15 protein-coding genes are annotated in these 19,793 nt (G+C 40.4%); 4 read left to right on the forward strand and 11 right to left on the reverse strand.

The genetic code is table 11. The features are described from left to right. Positions 1 to 87 precede the first annotated feature (87 nt). Entirely contained in the window at positions 88 to 4,383 is a 4,296-nt protein-coding gene (locus tag ACL9RF_RS17195) for a translocation/assembly module TamB domain-containing protein (protein ID WP_422801878.1), read from the forward strand. Positions 4,384 to 4,464: 81 nt separating this feature from the next. On the opposite strand, the gene ACL9RF_RS17200 is transcribed toward ACL9RF_RS17195, so the two are convergent. From ACL9RF_RS17200 to ACL9RF_RS17210, 3 genes are all read right to left on the reverse strand, one after another. Then, positions 4,465 to 4,737, reverse strand: coding sequence for a hypothetical protein (locus ACL9RF_RS17200; RefSeq protein WP_422801879.1), 273 nt, complete (start codon positions 4,735 to 4,737; stop codon positions 4,465 to 4,467). Positions 4,738 to 4,850: 113 nt separating this feature from the next. Then, positions 4,851 to 7,073, reverse strand: coding sequence for a Tex family protein (locus ACL9RF_RS17205; protein ID WP_422801880.1), 2,223 nt, complete (start codon positions 7,071 to 7,073; stop codon positions 4,851 to 4,853). Between the two features lie 84 nt (positions 7,074 to 7,157). Next, positions 7,158 to 7,670, reverse strand: coding sequence for a Sec-independent protein translocase subunit TatA/TatB (locus tag ACL9RF_RS17210; RefSeq protein ID WP_422801881.1), 513 nt, complete (start codon positions 7,668 to 7,670; stop codon positions 7,158 to 7,160). A gap of 145 nt (positions 7,671 to 7,815) precedes the next feature. Between ACL9RF_RS17210 and ACL9RF_RS17215 the strand changes: the two genes are divergently transcribed. Further along, entirely contained in the window at positions 7,816 to 9,183 is a 1,368-nt protein-coding gene (locus ACL9RF_RS17215; protein WP_422801882.1) for an MATE family efflux transporter, read from the forward strand. Here ACL9RF_RS17215 and ACL9RF_RS17220 read toward each other — a convergent pair. The 7 genes from ACL9RF_RS17220 to ACL9RF_RS17250 form a co-directional block, all read right to left on the reverse strand. Next, positions 9,170 to 9,862, reverse strand: a complete 693-nt coding sequence (locus ACL9RF_RS17220) for a sulfite exporter TauE/SafE family protein (protein ID WP_422801883.1) — start codon at positions 9,860 to 9,862, stop codon at positions 9,170 to 9,172. The two genes, ACL9RF_RS17215 and ACL9RF_RS17220, sit on opposite strands and share 14 nt — an antisense overlap. Positions 9,863 to 9,870: 8 nt before the next feature. Next, entirely contained in the window at positions 9,871 to 10,296 is a 426-nt protein-coding gene (locus ACL9RF_RS17225) for a FixH family protein (protein WP_422801884.1), read from the reverse strand. A 5-nt stretch (positions 10,297 to 10,301) separates the two neighbouring features. Continuing rightward, positions 10,302 to 11,699, reverse strand: a complete 1,398-nt coding sequence (ccoG, locus tag ACL9RF_RS17230; protein WP_422801885.1) for a cytochrome c oxidase accessory protein CcoG — start codon at positions 11,697 to 11,699, stop codon at positions 10,302 to 10,304. Positions 11,700 to 11,735: 36 nt separating this feature from the next. Continuing rightward, positions 11,736 to 12,641: a cbb3-type cytochrome c oxidase N-terminal domain-containing protein gene (locus ACL9RF_RS17235; protein ID WP_422801886.1), complete on the reverse strand. Its 906-nt coding sequence runs from the start codon at positions 12,639 to 12,641 to the stop codon at positions 11,736 to 11,738. A gap of 2 nt (positions 12,642 to 12,643) precedes the next feature. After that, on the reverse strand, positions 12,644 to 12,838 hold the full coding sequence (locus tag ACL9RF_RS17240; protein WP_422801887.1) for a hypothetical protein: 195 nt from the start codon (positions 12,836 to 12,838) through the stop codon (positions 12,644 to 12,646). 24 nt (positions 12,839 to 12,862) lie between these two features. Next, the gene (ccoN, locus tag ACL9RF_RS17245) at positions 12,863 to 15,001 is read right to left on the reverse strand and encodes a cytochrome-c oxidase, cbb3-type subunit I (RefSeq protein WP_422801888.1); all 2,139 of its coding nucleotides are present in this window, start codon (positions 14,999 to 15,001) and stop codon (positions 12,863 to 12,865) included. Positions 15,002 to 15,444: 443 nt separating this feature from the next. After that, a complete protein-coding gene (locus ACL9RF_RS17250; protein ID WP_422801889.1) occupies positions 15,445 to 16,089 on the reverse strand; it encodes a lytic transglycosylase domain-containing protein in 645 nt (214 codons plus the stop codon). Between the two features lie 354 nt (positions 16,090 to 16,443). Between ACL9RF_RS17250 and ACL9RF_RS17255 the strand changes: the two genes are divergently transcribed. Together ACL9RF_RS17255 and ACL9RF_RS17260 are read left to right on the forward strand one after the other, a co-directional pair. Beyond that, complete coding sequence (locus ACL9RF_RS17255) at positions 16,444 to 17,760, forward strand: pseudouridine synthase (RefSeq protein ID WP_422801890.1); 1,317 nt, start codon at positions 16,444 to 16,446, stop codon at positions 17,758 to 17,760. 9 nt (positions 17,761 to 17,769) lie between these two features. Continuing rightward, the gene (locus ACL9RF_RS17260) at positions 17,770 to 18,237 is read left to right on the forward strand and encodes a hypothetical protein (RefSeq protein ID WP_422801891.1); all 468 of its coding nucleotides are present in this window, start codon (positions 17,770 to 17,772) and stop codon (positions 18,235 to 18,237) included. Positions 18,238 to 18,289: 52 nt separating this feature from the next. Here the strand turns inward: ACL9RF_RS17260 and ACL9RF_RS17265 are convergent, their stop codons facing one another. Further along, entirely contained in the window at positions 18,290 to 19,237 is a 948-nt protein-coding gene (locus ACL9RF_RS17265; protein ID WP_422801892.1) for a TIGR01212 family radical SAM protein, read from the reverse strand. Between the last annotated feature and the right edge of the window lie 556 nt (positions 19,238 to 19,793).

Consider the following 19,793-nt stretch of genomic DNA (forward strand, 5'->3'; position numbering starts at 1 on the left):
TTGTAATATTAAACATACAAAAGTATCAAAAAAATACTAAAAATAACGTTAATAAGCCTAGCTAGTGTACTTTCTGTACTGCTGCTATTGCTTATTGCATTACAATTTTCGGTTGTACAGACCTTCCTCACGCAGAAAGTTGCCGCTTATCTGTCTAGCGAATTGGATGCTAAAATAACTGTAGAAAAGGTTTATATCAACCCCCTATCCTCCATAGAGCTGCAGCAATTCGAGGTTAAAGACAAGAACGATTCCATTATTGTGCAGGCCCAAACCATACAGGCTTCTTTTGTACTCACACAGTTATGGTATAATAACCTCAGCATAAATAAGGTGAAAATTAAGGATGCACAGGTTCATGTGCATATCTATAAAGATAGCTCCAACCTAAGCTCCTTTATAAATTACTTTGCCACGGCACCAAAAAAAGAAGAAAATACAAAAAGTAAACTGTCGCTTAACCTCTACCGTGTAGAAATCGAAAATAACAACTTTACGCTTGTTAACCATACAGAGAAACATGATAACAGTGGTATAGACTTTTCGGATTTGGATATTCGAAATTTCTCCGCTACTTTTAAAGATATACAGTTGGATTCCGTGGTTGGAGCGGAAATCAGTGGTTTCACCTTACGTGAAAAATCGGGTTTTCAGATCCGTAATATGGTGGCCAAGGCCAGCTACAGCAACCGGAAAATGGAATTTATCGACTTAGATTTAAAGACCAACCGGAGCCATGTACGCGATTATTTAAAATTTGAGTACGACAGTATAGCTGTTTTTTCGGATTTCCTTGAACGTGTTAACATCAGTAGCCGACTAAAAAATAGCTATGTCGACTCGAGGGATATTGAATTTTTTGCGCCATCCTTGAAGTATGTAGTGTTTGAGACGGCAATAAAAAATGCTGTAGTAAAAGGTCCTGTCGCCCATATGTCGGCGAAGGATGTCCATATCACTACCGCCAACCATACGACTTTAATGGGGAACTTCAGTATTAAAGGTCTACCTGATATCGACAGAACGGTATTTGATATACACCTTAGTAAACTCAGTACATCGGCACAAGATATTGAGGTTTTAGTGCCTAAATTCGCCAACCTTAAGTCCTTTGATTTGCCAGAACAGGTTCACCACTTTGGTCATATTAATTTCAGTGGCACATTTCATGGTTTTTATAATAGCTTTGCTGTGGCAGGGTTGTTCCAAACGGCATTGGGCAATATTCAAACAAAAAGCCATTACCAAATTGATCATAACCTGAGCTATAAAGGGCAGTTCACATCGGATCGTTTTGCAGTTAATAAACTAGTTAACACCACTATTTTAGGAACGGCAGGATTGGATATGGAGGTTGATGGTTCGGGGTTAGCCCTCGACGATTTAACCCTAAAATTTAAGGGTTTATTAAAACAAGCTGAAGTCAATAGCTACAGCTACCAACAGGTAAATATCGCTGGAGACCTTAGCGACAGGGTATTGACCTTAACAGGTAATGTAGACGATACTAACCTGAAAGTAGACTATAAGTCGCAGATAGACTGGAAAGGAAAGGACCCTAATTATTTACTCGATGCTCAGCTGGATTATGCTTATTTGTATAAATTAAATCTCACGAAGCGAGATTCTGTTATAATCCAAAAGGCACATATAAATACAAACCTCTTTGGGGGGAGCTTAAATACGGTAACAGGGCATCTATACGCCGATTCTATCGCCTTGCAAACGCCTAAAGGCTTGTTTGAAATACAATCTGTAAATTTTGAGGCGCAAGGTAATGCGCAGCAACGTGCCTTAACTTTAAAATCGGATATTCTGGATATTGATATGTCGGGAAGTATTGACCTCAATACAATTGTCCCTTATTTTAAATCCTTGGCTATGCGTTACGCTCCGGCCATAAATATTGATCAATTACCTTATAATCCGCAGGATTTTGATTTAACATTAAATTTAAAATCCTTTAAACCGCTAGCGGCATTACTCGATCCTTCTTTAAATTTGGACGATGGTGCTTTCATCAATGCTAGCTTCTCCTCCGAAAATTATACCGCACGTTTTGTTGCCTTTAGCCCTACAGTGACCTATCAAGGTATTAAGCTGACAAACCTTTCTGTTGAAGAGAATGCCGGCGAAAAGGCTTTTTCTTTACATGTTCTTGCCGATAGACTTAATTTTTCGGATAGCGCATACATCAAAAATATTTCAATTCATAATATTTTAGCAAACGATAGTTTAGTGTTTAGTGTGGAGCTTTCGGAGGCTAAGTCGGCAAATTATGTAGACTTACAGGGCAATATACACTTTGCGCATAATGCTCCTGCATATATTAAGTTTAAACCTTCCACGATTCTAATTAACAACGAGGAATGGCAACTTAGCTCGGATGCTGTAATGCGGGTATCAAAAGGTAAAATATACATCAATAACTTATTGATGAGCCAAGCGGAGCAAAAGATTAATCTAAATGGTGTTCTTTCTAATGCGGATGATAAATTGGATATTAAGTTTGATAAGTTTAGTCTCAGCTCACTAAATGGTATAACAAATCCTATGGGTATTAGCCTTAGAGGTTTTTTAAGTGGTAACCTGCAACTTAGCTCCATCTTTAAGCAGCCGCTTGCCAATATTAATATTCAGACAACGCCAATTATTTACAATGAAATACCAATTGGTAAGCTCGATTTGTCGGCAGACCTTGAGCCTACCACCGGTATCGCAAATTTGCAGGTTAACCTTGAAGATGAGACCAAAAATGGGGTCCAACTTACGGGGCAATACAATTTTAAAAATGAACACGCGCCCCTCGCTCTGGAGGGAAAATTGAAGGATATGGACCTTATTGTTTTCCAACCTTTTTTAAAAGATCTCGTAGCCAACCTCAAAGGAAAAGGAAATGCGGAGGTTAAAATTTACGGCGCTCTAAAACAACCTAAAATCTCTGGTATAGGCAAACTTACGGATACTGAGTTTACGGTTAATTATCTGAAAACGCATTATAAACTGGATAATCAAGCTACAATACTGGATGAAAATGTTATTCTCCTACAGGATTTAAAATTTACCGATGCTAAGGGCCATATCGCCTATGCTAATGGTGTAGTAAACTTGGATCGGCTAGCGAACCCTTATATTGATGTGGCTGTTAAAGCGCACAATTTTATGATTTTAAATACCGGCATCAAGGATAATAACCTGTACTATGGAACAGCCTTTGCCAGCGGCGATTTTATTTTTCAGGGTCCTACGACTGCTTTAAATATCGACATCAAAGCTAAATCGGAAAATGGAACGGTCATTAATATTCCGTTTAATAGTGCCATGACAATCTCGGATAGCGATTTTATATATTTTATGAGTAAAGATTCTACCGAGAATCAGAAACGTGAAAAACGCTCCTTATTTCAGGGGCTTACCATGAATATGGACCTTAACCTTACGCCCGAGGCGGAGGTTAACTTGCAGACGCATGTCGGTTCCTTAAAGGGTAATGGAACTGGGGAGATAAGCATGAAAATATCAAGCTTGGGCGACTTCGAAATGTTTGGTGATTTTGGCGTTAGCCAAGGTAAATTCCACTTTACCGCACAGGATTTTATAAGTAAATATTTCGATATCAAAGAAGGGGGAACAATACGGTGGTCGGGAAAACCTTCCGAAGCCACCATCAACTTAAATGCGATATATCAACAACGAACGGCCATACAACCGCTCTACAATGCTGCCGGACGTACTGGGGATAATGAACGTGTACTGGCACAGGCTGATATGCTGATCAAAGGGACCTTGGAACAGCCGGATATAACTTTCGACCTTAATTTTCCACAGAACCCTTATATTAAGGATCAGCTGCAAAGTTATTTCAGCGATGTTAATAATGTAAATCAACAGGCTTTAAGTCTTATCGTTCGCCGTAGTTTTACGCCAAGCTCTACATTGGAAATCGGTAAGGAGGTAAACAGTACGTTACTATCTGCCAGTACAGAGCTGGCTTTCAACCAGCTGAACAATATTATATCGCAGTCGCTGAATATCAACTTCTTTGACCTTAATATACGTTCTTTCAATGATGCCTCGGCATCGGTACGCCTGTGGGACGATAGATTAATCCTTACGGGAGGCATTGCCGACCGTACGAACTACCAGGCTACTGACCTTACTTTTTTCCGTGAAGGGGTAATGACGGATGCTGAACTGACGTACAGACTACGTAAAGATGGGAGCTTAATCCTTAGAGCGTATAACCGCCCATACACGCGCAATTTCTTAATCCGTACGAATAATAATGATTATATCAGCGCTGTAGGTTTGGTTTACCGAAAGGAGTTTAATGCTATTCGCCAATTCTGGCAACAGATATGGCGCAAGGAAATGAAGAATTAAGGCTTGCATACTTCCTGGTATCGGCCTAGTTTAAATCCTGCAGTTCTTTGTATGCCCAGAAACGTATTACCTTCCCTGCATTTACCAGTACAACTGCATGAGCTGTGTCCATTCTTGTTCTAGAGATCCTTTAAATTCGGGTTGTTTCGCTTTATTGTACCAATACTTCGCATTCCAAAGATCACCCTCTACACGGTGTAAATATGCATGAATATGTGCTGAAACGGCGTCATTGAGCTGGTCTATTAAATCATGTGCATAGTGCCAATTGTTATTTTTAACATACCATAAGGCTTGTTGTTGTACCGTTAGTCCTTCTGCTGTAGGTGGCAATACGGGTGCTGTAGTAGACATAAAAAAAATCGATAATTTGAAATTATATAAGTTGATATTGTACGCGAAGGTTAAAGCTATTATCAAATTACCATAATTCCAAATTATCGAGGGTTTATAGTTATTTCAATCGATTATTTAAACTTATGTGCTAAAGCGGCCAGCTTCGTTGCCATATCAGTTTCGGCTGTACGACGCTCTTCCTTTTTCTCGGAACGTTTGCGTGCGGCTTTCTCCTCTGTCTTCATGGTTAAACCAATTCGGTTACGTTTTTCATCGACCTCCGTCACGGTTACCATCACTTTCTGCTGCACTTTCACTACTTCATGCGGATCGGAAACAAAATGATTGGCCAGCTGGCTTAGGTGTACTAAACCATCTTGATGCACGCCAATATCGACAAAGGCGCCAAAATTTGTAATGTTGGTTACTATACCGGGCAGTTTCATGCCTACACGCAGGTCGGCAATAGCATTAATACCATCGGTAAAAGAAAAACTTTCAAACTGCTCCCGAGGGTCTAATCCTGGCTTGGCAAGTTCCGCAAGAATATCATTTAATGTGGGTAACCCTACCTCGTCACTGATATAACGCTTAAGATCAATTTTTTTGCGTAGCTCGGCATCTTTCATTAACTCCCCAACGCTAACGCCAAGGTCCTTTGCCATCTGCTCCACCAAGGTGTAGCGCTCCGGATGTACTGCCGACGAGTCTAGTGGGTTAGCGGCATTGCGTATACGTAAAAAACCTGCCGCCTGCTCAAAAGCTTTCTCCCCCAATCGAGGTACCTTTTTCAATTCCCTACGCGAGCTAAAAGGCCCATTTTCTTTCCGGTAATTTACAATTTGTTGCGCCAATGCTGGTCCTAAACCAGAAATATAGGCTAATATCTGTTTCGATGCAGTGTTTAACTCAACGCCAACAGCATTCACACAGGATATAACGGTATCGTCTAATGCCGACTGCAATTTATTTTGATCTACATCGTGCTGGTATTGCCCTACACCAATAGATTTAGGATCAATTTTCACTAATTCCGCTAAAGGATCCATTAGCCTACGGCCGATAGAAACTGCACCCCGAACGGTAACATCGTACTCTGGAAACTCCTCACGTGCTGTATCTGAGGCCGAATAAATGGAGGCTCCACTTTCATTTACCATCACCAATAACACATTACTAAGTTCTAATTTACGCACAAATTCTTCCGTCTCCCGCCCTGCAGTGCCGTTGCCAATGGCGATAGCTTCGATAGCAAACTTGGAAACTAGACTTTTAACTATACGTGCTGCTTCGGCAAGACCACCTGCACCCGTATGTGGGAAAATTGCGGTGTTTTCTAATAGGTTTCCTTGCGCATCCAATACCACGGTTTTACAGCCTGTACGAAAGCCAGGATCGATGGCCAACAGGCGCTTTTGTCCTAGTGGTGCTGCCAACAACAACTGACGTACATTATCGGCAAAAACTTTAATAGCCTCTTCATCGGCACGTTGCCTTGTTAAAACACGCACCTCGGTTTCCATGGAAGGTTTTAATAGGCGTTTATAGCCATCGTGCAGGGCCAGTTCAACCTGCTTTGCTGCTTCGTTGTTGCCTTTAAGGTATTGCTTTTCTAATTTTGGGATTACCAAGCTTTCCTCGACTTCGATATCTAGGTACAATAGCTCTTCCTTCTCACCGCGGCGCATTGCCAGTACACGGTGTGAAGGTGCCGATTGTAGAGGTTCTGCCCATTCGAAATAATCTTTGTATTTTAACGCTGCTTCTTCCTTACCCGGAATAACACGCGATACGAATTTCCCTTGGTTTAAAAATACTTTACGCACCGCTGCACGTACCTCAGCATCCTCGGCAATAGTTTCGGCAATAATATCACGTGCTCCAGCTAGCGCGTCGTCGGATGTCTGTACGCCTCGCTCTTCGTCTATAAATTCTGCTGCTTTATTTTCAATCGCTGCCCCTTGTTGTTGCAACAGGAAGTCGGCCAAGGGCTGAAGACCTTTTTCACGCGCTATGGATGCTCGCGTCTTACGTTTTGGTTTGTAGGGCAGGTAAATGTCTTCCAGATTGGCCATTGTTTCTGCCGACTTTACCAAGATTTCCAATTCTGGCGTCAACTTGCCTTGATCGCCAATAGATTTCAAAACCGCTTCTTTACGCTTATCCAAATCACGGAGTTGTTGCATACGGTCGCGAATAGCGGTAATCTGTACCTCGTCCAAACTTCCGGTCAGTTCTTTACGATAACGGGAGATAAAAGGTACAGTGGCACCTTCATCTAGCAATTCCATGGTGGTGCGTACTTGTCTATCCGTAATGGATAGCTCATTCGAAATTATAATTTCGTGTAACATAAAAAATGAAGTAATCGAATAAGAATAAGAAAGCTGCTGAAGGGTACCCCTTTCAACAGCTTTCTTTATGAGTTAATTAATATTTTAAGCATCTTTTGTTGGCGATGCGCCAGTTTGTGTATCCTTGTTTTCTGCTGTTATGCCTTCGTTTTCAAAGTGGTCGTTATACCCGTATTTATAGTATTCATTAGGATCGGTAGGCTGTGCTCCAGGATCATGCTGAACGGCATGCTCGGGTGTTGTAAATTGTGGAAATTTACGGGCCTCTGGTTTTTCTTCCTGCACTTCTTCGGTATTGTTGTTAACCTCTACAGCAGCCACCTTCTCTTCTTCTTCAGCTGGCGTTTCTACCGAAGGTGCATGGTAGGGTTTTGTCGCTGTCGTAGCATCTGCCGTGACATCCAAATCCTTCTCAAAATTATTTATCTGATCGGAGATTTCTCTTTTAATGCCATCGGATGCATCTTTAAACTCCCGGATGCCGCGCCCTAAACCACGTGCTAACTCGGGTAGCTTCTTGCCACCGAATAACATTAAGGCAATAATTAGAATAAAAAACAACTCTTGGGTACCGATATTTAAAAATGCAAATGTCATAGTAATAACGTTTTTGAAAGGCTAAGGTAAGGGTAATAAGGCTATGCATCAATAGTATTCTGTAATTATTTAGAAACAAAATCCTAACAGACGAATTACAGAAAGCTTAATTATACTTCGTAGCTTTGCCGATTATTGCAATGTTATGTTTAAAAAAAATAAACCCCACAAATCGTATTACCTCAGTACCTTGGCCTTGGCGGGGCCTATTATTATATCGCAACTGGGCCATACGTTAGTACAAACTGCTGACACCATGATCGTAGGACATTTTGTGGGTACCATTTCTTTAGCCGCAGTATCGTTAACACACTCTGTATTTATTGTAGTTTTAGTTATCGGCATTGGTATTGCTTATGGCTTAACACCACTCATCGCTCAAGAAAATGGAAAATCTAATTATGCGGAATGCGCAAAATTATTGTCTAATAGCTTCTGGATAAACCTTATTGCTGGAATTCTTCTCTTTTTTACGGTTTACTATGGTTCTATGTATGCTGTACAGCATGCCGAACAGGATCCCGTTGTCGTAAAAGAGGCGATGCCTTACTTATTTATATTGGGCTTATCGATTATTCCTTTAATGGTTTTTAATACCTTTAAACAGTTTGCCGAAGGACTTGGCTTTACCCGCCAGGCGATGCAAATCACAATTTGGGGGAATGTGCTTAATGTTATTATTGCCATAATATTGGTAAAGGGCTATTTAGGCTTTCCAAAAATGGGAATCCAAGGCGTTGGTATAGCGACACTAATTGATCGGATTGTTATGATGTTGGTAATGATGTTTTATGTTTTACGTTCGAAATATTTTACACGTTTCCTTACTGGTTTTTCACTTTTTTCTACACAGCTACACCGTGTTAAGAAAATATTGAAATTAGGCCTTCCTGTCGCACTTCAATACGTATTTGAGGTTGGTGCTTTTGCTGCTGCATCGCTTATTGCTGGCAAAATCGGCGCTATACAACAGGCTTCACACCAGGTAGCAATTACACTTGCTTCCATGACGTATATGATGGCTTCCGGAATCGCATCTGCGGCGACGATAAAAGTTGGAAACAGTTATGGTACAAAAAATCTATTCCGGTTACAGAAATTTGCTACGGTATCGTACCACCTTGTGCTTATATTCATGGTATGTACAGCCCTAATTTTTGCTGTATTCAACCAGTATTTGCCTTATATTATATCCCAAGATAAGGCCGTTGTCGTCTTCGCGGCACAGCTTTTAATTATTGCGGGTTTGTTCCAGCTGTTTGATGGTACACAGGTTGTAGGCTTGGGGGTATTACGCGGACTTAACGACGTTAATATTCCAACTATAATTACATTTATAGCGTACTGGATTATAGGAATTCCTGCGGCCTATATTATGGGAATAGAATGGAATTGGGGCGTCCAGGGGGTATGGTATGGGTTAACCTTAGGGCTGTTGAGCTCCTCTATATTGTTGTACTTCAGATTTAAATATACTTTGAATAAGAAAATAAAGACGCTTACATACAGTTAATTGCGCCATCGACATGGAGCAACGGACTCAAATATGGTATATCAAGGTTGGCACCCCGTAAGATAAACCAAAGCCCTATGACCAGATACAGGATCGGTAGAAGCTTCGTAAAATGTGCTTTTAAGTTTTGTTTGGAAAACCCCGCCACAAAGGAAAATAGCAGTAACAGGGGCAGTGTTCCTAATCCAAAAAGTAGCATAAATAGAAAACTATTGACCAGCCCCTCTGCATTTAGTGCAGAGGCTAAGGCCATATAAACCATACCACAGGGAAGTATACCATTTAAGATGCCTGCAATAAAGGCACCTCCGGGTTTGTATAACCATCTCCCCATTAAACGTACAAATGGCTGTACCGCTTGTGTTTGTAGCCTTGCCACCTGGGGTATCTTGACCCCCCAGCCGTATAGCAGCGCCATCAGTAGTAATAGTAATCCGGTAGTAATAGACAGCCCCTGCTGCCAACCCTGAAATGAGGCTATCCTACCGACCATACCCAGCACCAGGCCTATAACACCATAGGTAAGAATACGACCTAATTGATACAAAACTTTTGTTGCGCCTAACCTCCAGCTTAGCTGCTGCCGACCTTGCACGGCAAGCAACAATGGGCCACACATGGCAACGCAATGTAGGCTACCAAACAAACCCATAAAAAAAGCGAGGTGAAAGAATGACATATTAAATCCTATTGAATATACAAGGGTTGCGCGTGGAAGTATTTTTTTAAGTTGCTTTCCCAGCTGATGTTAAGGGTCCAATTTCCCTTTTCAAGGGTTGCTATAGGGATACGGACTATTCCGACTTTTGTAGAAAATGGAATTTTCTTGTCGAGATGACCGTCTGAAGGTCGTTTGAAAGATAGCTCACCTTGGTTCTGCTGTGCTACAAATGTTAATACAATGCTATCATTGTCAACGTTTACCTTCGGCTTTGCCGCATCGTCGAGCAGGTTTTGCTTCCCTTCATATACCTGGTCATAGTTTAACCCCTTTTCATAATAATCGTCTTCCAATAAAGAATCCGTATCCTTTGACACCATATAGATACTTGCTGCTACAATAAATAGCATAAAGGCAGCCATTCCGATTACAATTTTCATTCCCCAGTTCATAGGCTTTACGATTTTGCTCCTACCGGAGCGACAAATGTTGTTTTTAGCGTTTCGACAATTTTACCATCCGAAACAATATGTATTTTAGTATTCGTTTTATAGCTTTTAACGCTTTCCTTTTTACCCACCAAAAAAAAGCTTATTTTGGCGGTGCCGTCCTTCTGGAGATGATGTACCGGGTTTACCAGTTGTACTTCCATGTCTGGACTATTGGCCGTAATTTCAAAAGCGATTTCTCTACCGCTTTTATTCAACAGCTCCATGGTATATAAGTTACTCACTGTACCGTCGTCACGCAGCTGATAAATACTGCCGGTTGCGCGTAATACGGAACCCCCAATCGGCGGTCTGCTAAAAAGCATATAATTAAACACAGCTATTAATACCAGTAGGGCGATACCATAGAATACATGCCGGCTTTTGTTTTTCTTAAACTTTTTTTCACCTTCAATCTCTCCTAACGAATAAAAACCCACCAGACGCTTCGGTTTACCGATTTTTGCCATCACAGTATCGCAAGCATCCACACAGGCGGTACAGTTTACACACTCCAGCTGTATGCCATTACGAATATCAATTCCGGTAGGACATACTTGCACACATAGGCCACAATCTATACAATCTCCTTTTGCAGTATGGGTTTCCCCTTTACGCAATTTACCCCGAGGCTCACCACGTTGTTCGTTATAGGCCACTGTTAAACTTTGATCATCTAAGAGTACGCCTTGAAAGCGCCCGTAGGGGCATATCGTTGTACACACAATTTCGCGGACATGGGCAAAAACAGCATAGAAAACCAAGGTGAATAGCAGGATGGCCATAAAACCAGCGCTATGTTGCTCCACAGGCTCGGATATAATTTTTACCAAAGCGTCTATACCGATGATGTAGGAAAGAAAAATATTAGCGATGAAGAACGATAACAGTAAAAAAACACTGTGCTTTGCTAATTTTTTCAGTGCCCGAACATCGGTATTTGGCCCATTATTGAGTTTTTTCTGCTGCGTATAATCGCCTTCAATCCAATATTCTATGCGTCTGAATATCAATTCCATAAAAACCGTTTGCGGACAGGTCCACCCACACCATACGCGGCCAAATATAGCCGTAAAAAGTACAATGCATACCAATATAATAAGGGTGCCGAACACAAAAATATGTAGATCCTGCGGAAAAAATATACGCCCAAAAATGGAAAACTTACGCTCTATAATGTTAAACATTAAAAAGGGATTCCCATTTATTTTTATGAATGGCGCAGAAAATAGAAACAGCAGTAAGCTATAACCTACCCATTGTCTTGCGTTGAAAAATGTACCAGATGGTTTTTTAGCATAAATCCACACTCTCTTCTTCCCATTTCCAGGAAGTACAGGCTCATTACGGCTTACTACGGTTTCCATTACCCTCGATGCTTTATATTCGCTATAATTTTTTATTTAATTTTCTGTAACCTCGGTTCCATCCGCGCTGGCATCTGTTTCCGTGTCGGTATTACTTTCAGCCTCATAGGCCTTAACTTCTATCCCTTCAGCAGCTTTCGCATTTGCGGGTTTTGTATCACGCAGGGTTAAGATATAGTTTGATACCTCCGATATTTGCCCGGGTGTTAAGGTTTGCTCCCAAGGCACCATTCCTTTTTCTGGAACACCGTATTTCACTGTTTTAAAAACATCCTTTATTTCACCACCGTGCAACCAAAACCTGTCGGTAAGATTTGGACCAATCCCGCCTTCGCCATTCGCACCATGACAGGCAACACAGTTGGCCACAAAGATGGCTTTCCCTGCCGGCGCCAATGCAGCATTGAATGTTACTGTATTTTCATCCACTAAATTTGCAGATTGTGCCAGGTATTCCAATTTTGCTTTTTCTGCTTGTGCAACCTCATGCAGGTACTCTTGGTCTTGATTCAGCCCCCACCCGAATACATGGTAAACCAACAGGTAAACTACACCAAATACCACCGTTGTATAAAACAACGCATTAAACCAGATAGGAATTGGATTATCCAACTCTTGAATACCATCGAAAGTATGATCCATCATAATATCTTTCTCTTCTTCAATGGGGCGTACACCCAACATATTATTCCATATGGCCTGCCGTTTAATACGAGTCTGCAATTTCGCTTCCTTCCGTTTTTCTTCCTCCGCTTTCACCGCTTCTGGCATGGTAATACGCAAGATTGACTTCATCCCGTAATGTATGGTTATGGCTGCTACAAGCAGCAATATCATAATAATAAGTAAGGCGATGGTAAAAATCAGATTATAATAATCGGTTCCAACAGCCGCTGAAGAAACCACAGCTGTACCTTCAGCTGCATTTAATAAAAAAACCATAATTAACTTCTCTCTTCAGTTGAACACTCTTTTTCTTTGTCAGCTTCATCTAATGGCAACTCTTTCATATATTGGATATGCTCTTTTTTCATGTAAAACAACATAACCGCTACAAGTACAAAAAAGATGATGAAAATCCATAGGGATGTAATTAAATACATTTCATCCCCATTTAAATTTACTATTTGCTTAAACATAATGCTTAGATTATATATCCTACCTTAGTTTTCTTCTGTTTGCTCGGTTGTTGCTTTTGCCTCGGCCTTAATGTCCGTTCCTAAACGTTGTAGGTAGGCTATGAGCGCTATAATTTCCCGATCTGCCATAACCTCCACTTGATTATCTTTCAGGTTTTGCACAATACCTTCTGCCTGCTTTTGGGCATCTTGAACGGCATTATTCACTTGCTCATTGGTATATGGTGTACCTAGTATTCGTAGCGCATTCATTTTGTCCTGCAGCTTACTATTATCCAGCTCTTGATCTATCAACCATGGATAGGCTGGCATAATACTACCTGGGGAAGTTAGGGTGGGGTCAAACATATGATCATAATGCCATTTGTTAGGGTATTTGCCACCGATGCGGTGTAAATCGGGCCCTGTACGTTTCGACCCCCACAAGAAAGGTCTATCGTAAATAAACTCACCGGCCTTGCTGTACTCGCCATAGCGTGCCGTTTCCGAACGGAAAGGTCTCACGGTTTGGGAATGGCAGTTTACACAGCCTTCACGAATATATAAATCACGCCCCTGAAGCTCTAAAGCCGTATATGGCTGTACACTTTTTATTGTTGGTATGTTACTCTGAATGGTAAATGTCGGTATCATCTCTACCAGTCCTCCAATAAGAATTGCGATTAAGGCGAGCACCATAAATAAGATCGGTTTGCGCTCTAATCTACGATGCGTAGCACGCTCACGCGTATGTACCGGTGTTAATGCCGGAGCTTCAGCGGCTTCATTGGCGACAAGACTTCCTTTTTTAATCGTCTTCACCAGATTATAAGTCATTAAAATGGCACCAGAAAGGTATAAGGTTCCACCTACAGCACGCATCATATGCATCGGTAGGATTTCTAAAGTTGTAGCTAAGAAGTTTGGATATTTCAATACCCCTTCTGGTGTAAACTCCTTCCACATCAAGCCTTGCACTACAGCTGCCCAGTACATGGGGATTGCGTAGAAAAGAATACCTAAAGTCCCGATCCAGAAATGCACGTTTGCCAATTTCTTGGAATATAATTCTGTTTTATAAATGCGTGGTAGCAACCAATATAGAATTGCGAAGGTCATAAAACCATTCCATCCTAAAGCACCTATATGAACATGGGCAACAATCCAGTCTGTAAAATGGGCAATAGCATTAACTTGTTTTAACGATAGTAATGGCCCCTCGAAGGTCGCCATACCATAACAGGTTAGTGCTACGACCATAAATTTTAATACCGGCTCGGCACGTACCTTATCCCAGGCACCGCGTAAGGTTAATAGCCCATTAATCATTCCTCCCCAGGAAGGGGCTATTAACATCACGGAAAATACAACGCCTAAGGATTGCACCCATGATGGTAAGGAGGTGTATAATAAATGGTGTGGACCAGCCCAGATGTAAATGAAAATTAAAGACCAGAAGTGAAGAATACTTAGTTTGTAGGAGTACACCGGTCGGTTCGCCATTTTAGGCAGAAAGTAATACATCATACCTAAAAATGGTGTCGTTAAGAAAAATGCAACCGCATTATGCCCATACCACCACTGCACCAAAGCATCCTGAACACCCGCATAAACATAATAACTTTTCCAAAAACTAACCGGCAACTGTACAGAATTAACGATATGCAGCACCGCTACGGTGACAAACGTGGCAATATAAAACCATACGGCAACGTACATATGTCTTTCTCTACGTTTGATTATGGTGCCAAACATATTCACACCGAAGGCTACCCATACTACGGCAAGACCGATATCTATTGGCCACTCGAGCTCAGCGTATTCATGCGAGGTGGTGATACCTAATGGTAGTGTAATTGCGGCAGCGACAATAACCAGCTGCCAGCCCCAAAAATGTAGCTTACTTAAAAAGTCGCTAAACATACGGGCCTTTAATACGCGTTGTAAGGAATAATAAATCCCCATAAAAATAGCATTCCCTACAAAGGCGAAAATTACCGCATTTGTATGGAGCGGACGAATACGGCCAAATGTGGTGTATTGCGTCATAAAATTCATCTCTGGCCATATCAATTGCAACGCGACAAGTAATCCTACTGTCATGCCTACGATACCCCAGAATAGTGTAGCGATACCAAAGTCGCGTACAATTTTGTTGTCGTAATTAAATTGCTCTAATTGCATTACTCTTCTCTTTTAGTTTCTGGAGTAAAAGTAATTACAATTAAATGACACGGTAATGATAAAGCAACTGATTAAAAGTGACCTTAATCATAATATTCAGGAAGGAAACTTTAACCCCTTTATTACCTTAATCAAATAATAAATTAATTAATAAAAAAAATTTAGAGCATTTTTTTATTTAGATAGATTCTGAATTACATCAGGTATCCAACATACGTCTTGGAACAAAGAAAAAAAAGATAAACAAAAAAACCTCGGTAAAGTCGGAGCTGATTGCCCTACCTAACAACCTACTAACCTTTAACCGAGGTTTACAAAAAATACCTTAATTTTTGAAAATTGGTACGCACTACATCCCGTTGATTTGATGCGTATAAGATATTGTTATAGAACCCATGGCAGCCCGACTAAACGATGCTGCAATACAGTATTAAGCACCTGAATTAGATTCTATACCCATGCTCTGTTGGGTTTTCAATAACTGCCTTCATAGAAACCAACTTATAAACATAAGAACCAGTTTCGGCATTTAAGCGCAATTTAAAGTAATCGTCCTGCTTCTGTCTTCGGATCGAAGCTTTTAACGATCCTCCTCCAACATTATAAGCTGCAGCCACGAGCGTCCAATCGCCAAATTCTTGATATAAGGACTTTAAATAACGCGCTGCGGCGTGTGTAGATTTCACGAAATTCTTCCGCTCGTCGATAGAACCATTTACCTTTAAACCATATAAACGTGCTGTTGCAGGCATAAATTGCCAATATCCGCCAGCACCTTTATGGGATGTAATTTTAGGATCCAGCCCGCTCTCGACCAAAGGAATATACTTGAAGTCTTCGGGAACGCCGTGTGATTTTAAAATAGCAGCAATCTGTGGTAAAAATTTGCTCGCTTTGTGATGCAATTCATGGGTTTGTTGCCGCTGGTAAGACAATCGTGCCATATAGGTATTTAACTTTTGCTTTACTACCGCCCTATTGGTCGGTATATTTTCGCTGGCAAAGGTCAATTCGTTTGCACCCTCATTTTCCGTTTCGTACAAGGCCGTCGCCTTTGTTTTTTGAAGCCGCTCAGCATGTGCTAACATTTGCTGTTTAAAAGGATTCTCGAACGTGTCAAGATTCGGGCTTGAATACAATCTCGATAAAATCATTATCGAAAAAATTGCACTAATACATAATACTTTCTTTCTAATCATTCATTCCCTTAATGCTACCCTATCCACGATGTAAATATCGATCAAAAAATAGCTTGGTCCATTTATGAACCGCCAAAGTTACGAACGATTGTATTAAAAAACAAACACTTACAAAACCTATGATTTTAGGAAATCTAAAAAATCACAGTAGAATAGCATTTAAACGAAGAAAAAACCAAACAAAAAAAAATTAAAATTGTTATTAATTTGTGTAACTTTGTACCTCAATTTTTATTTAAAAATATGCCATTCAAAAATCAACGGAACAGTCGAGAGGACAACTCCAAAAAGCAAAGAAGCAACTCAGAAAACTTCAAGCAAAGACCGGAACAAGGTAGAAAAAACTCCAATTTCAGATCCGATAGTAAAGCAAGACCTGCTTTTGCTAAAGACGGTAATCCGGATGGAAGACCTGCCTTCTCGAAGGATAGAAAAGATAATAGAGGTAGCTTCGGTAAACCTTCTTTCAGTAGAGATAAACGAGATGATAGAAACACTTCCGACAGACCTGCGTTCAACAGAGATAGAAAAGACGATAGAGGAAGTTTTGGTAAATCTTCTTTTAGTAGAGATAAACGAGAAGATAGAAATACTGCCGACAGACCTGCATTCAAAAGCGATAGAAAAGACGATAGAGGAGCTTCAGCTTTCAATAAAAGATCAAAATTCGCAAAAGATGGTTACAGCCGTAACGATAAATCCAACGATAAAGATTTTAAAAGGGATAGAAAACCTACGTCTCCGGAATATACAGAGCAGATTGAAAATAACGATTACAAATTTTCGAAAGGTAGAAAATTTTCTCCCGCACGTAAACCAGCAAATCGTACAGCAAACGATGACGGCTTAATTCGTTTGAATCGATATATTGCTAATGCAGGCGTTTGTTCGAGAAGAAAAGCGGATGAACTAATTACTGCAGGTGTGGTTTCGGTGAATGGCGAAGTTGTAACCGAATTAGGTACACGCGTAGATCCTGCAAAAGATGAAATCCGTTACAATAACGAGCGTTTGAAACGCGAAAAAATGGTATATGTTCTTTTAAATAAACCTAAAGACTATATTACTACGACGGATGATCCACAAGAAAGAAGAACGGTAATGCAGTTAGTAGCGAAGGCTACAAAAGAAAGAATTTATCCGGTAGGCCGCTTAGATAGAAATACAACCGGTCTATTGTTGCTTACAAACGATGGTAACTTAGCCGATAAGCTTTCGCATCCTAAAAATGGCATAACAAAAATCTACCAAGTTGAATTGAACAAAAATTTAACTCAGGGCGATTTCAATAAAATTGAATTTGGATTAGAACTTGAGGATGGTCTTATCAAACCAGATGATTTAAGCTATGTACAAGGTGCTTCTAAACGGGAAGTGGGTATACAAATACATAGTGGTAAAAACCGTATCGTTCGTCGTATCTTCGAATACTTAGGTTATGAAGTAATCAAACTAGACCGGGTGGTATATGCCAACCTTTCTAAAAAAGATCTTCCACGTGGACGCTGGAGATTCCTGGAAGAAAGAGAGCTTATTCAATTGAAACATTTAATCAAATAACAAGCAAACATGCAAGATCCAAAAACATTGACTTCTGTTGCCGAGTTTCACACAACTTTCCAACATCCAATACTAGATAGTCCGCAAATCCCTTCTGAAACGCGTTCAAAATTGCGTGTTTCCCTGATTGCTGAAGAGTTAAAGGAGCTGGAGGAAGCTATACAGGCTAAAGACATCGTTGAGGTCGCGGATGCACTTTGTGATATACAATACGTGCTTGCAGGTGCTATTCTAGAATTTGGACTACAAGACAAATTTAGTACACTATTTGAAGAGGTACAACGTTCCAACATGAGCAAAGCTTGCATAAACGAACAAGAAGCACGCGCCACACAAGCCCATTACCTGGAAAAAGGCGTAGCATCGTATTATAAAGAGGTAGATGGTAAATTTTTAGTATTTCGTGAAGGAGATCACAAAACATTAAAATCTATAAACTATTCCCCTGCAGATCTAAAATCAATATTAGAAGCATAAAAAAAAGCGATCCTCGGATCGCTTTTTTTATGCTTTATAAATGAATGACCAGCTAGCCTAAATATAAACTACCCTGTTTAACACCATTTGCTTCCAAACCTTTATCGATAAAAGTTTGAATTTTAGATTTCGGATACCCCCAGTTTGGTGCTATCAATAACTCCCTGTCGGCAATTCCAAAAACACGTTGAATCACAATATCTGGTCTTAGCAGTGGTATAAATTTGGAAAGAAATTCTGTATACTCTTCAATGGTAAAAAGTTTAAAAGGCTCTCTTTTATATTTTACACCCATAATAGATCCTTCAACAATATGAAGGTGATGTAGTTTTACAAATTTAATTTGTGGATGTTTATTTATTTCCTCAGCATATTGTAACATCATCTCTTCCGTTTCCCAAGGGAAACCAAAGATGGTGTGCACACAAAGTTCTAGCGGTGTGTTTTTCAACATATCCATCACAGCTATAAACTCATCATGCGAGCAGCCACGATTTATACGTTCCAAGGTATCATTAAAGATGGACTCCATACCCATTTCAAGGTCAACATCATAACGGTCACAATAAGACTCCAACAACGCAATTTTTTCAAAGTCCAAACAATCGGGTCTTGTACCCACAGAAAGACCAAGCGTATTCTCAGGATCTATACTCAATGCTTCATCATACATCATCTTGAGGAGATGTGTAGGCGCATACGTATTGGTATTCGGTTGGAAATATATAATAAACTTTTCGGCACCATAACTGTTACGTGCACGTTCTATTCCACTTTCTACCTGCTCACGTATCGAAGGTATCTTGCGCGCCGTATCTGGCGTAAAGGAATCGACATTACAGTATGTACAACCACCATACCCCTTACTACCATCTCGGTTAGGACAAGTAAAGTTACCGTCGACAATAACTTTGAACACCCGTTGCCCATTATACTTTTCCTTTAAATAAGCCCCATAATGGTTATAAGGCTTTACTCCACTATCTAATAATGTACCCATATCAAATACAAAAGTAGAGAATTGAGATGATATTTAGGTTATTAGATGCAAGATACTAAGTCAATATTGCATCATTAATTTCTCCATCTGATTTTATACCATATAATCCCTGCAGCTAGGATTCTAATATATTACATACACCATGTTCAGGCTAATTTAAGCTGGCACAAAGTAAATATCCCATCATACCTGTACTACTTAATTCTGCCGTTTTAAATACCATACACCAGCAGCTCGGCCTTGGTTTTGTAGCAGCCATTTGTATAGGAAAAAAAGATCCCGGAGAAGATCCGGAAGAAGTCATCAGCCAAGCGCTAAAGCAAGCCAGGTTCTATGGCCGTGAAGTGCTAAAGCAAGGCTAAAGGTTAAGTAAGGTTAAGTAAGGCTAAAAGATCAAGACTAGTGCCTCCTATACACCTAGCGCCAATACTTCAAGCCTATAAGCAGCAAAAGCTGTAAAACAAAAAATCCCCTCCAGTTTCCTGAAGGGGATTTGTATAAAAAAAGGCACCGACCTACTCTCCCACCTGTTACGGCAATACCATCGGCTCGGGCG

The organism is Sphingobacterium sp. Mn56C (genome assembly GCF_049319645.1).
GTDB lineage: Bacteria > Bacteroidota > Bacteroidia > Sphingobacteriales > Sphingobacteriaceae > Sphingobacterium.

Coding starts and splice junctions, on each gene's coding strand:
- ACL9RF_RS17200 (WP_422801879.1), bottom strand. CDS start 4,737: ATGTCTACTACAGCACCCGTATTGCCACCTACAGCAGAAGGACTAACG.
- ACL9RF_RS17205 (WP_422801880.1), bottom strand. CDS start 7,073: ATGTTACACGAAATTATAATTTCGAATGAGCTATCCATTACGGATAGA.
- ACL9RF_RS17210 (WP_422801881.1), bottom strand. CDS start 7,670: ATGACATTTGCATTTTTAAATATCGGTACCCAAGAGTTGTTTTTTATT.
- ACL9RF_RS17215 (WP_422801882.1), top strand. CDS start 7,816: ATGTTTAAAAAAAATAAACCCCACAAATCGTATTACCTCAGTACCTTG.
- ACL9RF_RS17220 (WP_422801883.1), bottom strand. CDS start 9,862: ATGTCATTCTTTCACCTCGCTTTTTTTATGGGTTTGTTTGGTAGCCTA.
- ACL9RF_RS17225 (WP_422801884.1), bottom strand. CDS start 10,296: ATGAACTGGGGAATGAAAATTGTAATCGGAATGGCTGCCTTTATGCTA.
- ccoG (WP_422801885.1), bottom strand. CDS start 11,699: ATGGAAACCGTAGTAAGCCGTAATGAGCCTGTACTTCCTGGAAATGGG.
- ACL9RF_RS17235 (WP_422801886.1), bottom strand. CDS start 12,641: ATGGTTTTTTTATTAAATGCAGCTGAAGGTACAGCTGTGGTTTCTTCA.
- ACL9RF_RS17240 (WP_422801887.1), bottom strand. CDS start 12,838: ATGTTTAAGCAAATAGTAAATTTAAATGGGGATGAAATGTATTTAATT.
- ccoN (WP_422801888.1), bottom strand. CDS start 15,001: ATGCAATTAGAGCAATTTAATTACGACAACAAAATTGTACGCGACTTT.
- ACL9RF_RS17250 (WP_422801889.1), bottom strand. CDS start 16,089: ATGTTAGCACATGCTGAGCGGCTTCAAAAAACAAAGGCGACGGCCTTG.
- ACL9RF_RS17255 (WP_422801890.1), top strand. CDS start 16,444: ATGCCATTCAAAAATCAACGGAACAGTCGAGAGGACAACTCCAAAAAG.
- ACL9RF_RS17260 (WP_422801891.1), top strand. CDS start 17,770: ATGCAAGATCCAAAAACATTGACTTCTGTTGCCGAGTTTCACACAACT.
- ACL9RF_RS17265 (WP_422801892.1), bottom strand. CDS start 19,237: ATGGGTACATTATTAGATAGTGGAGTAAAGCCTTATAACCATTATGGG.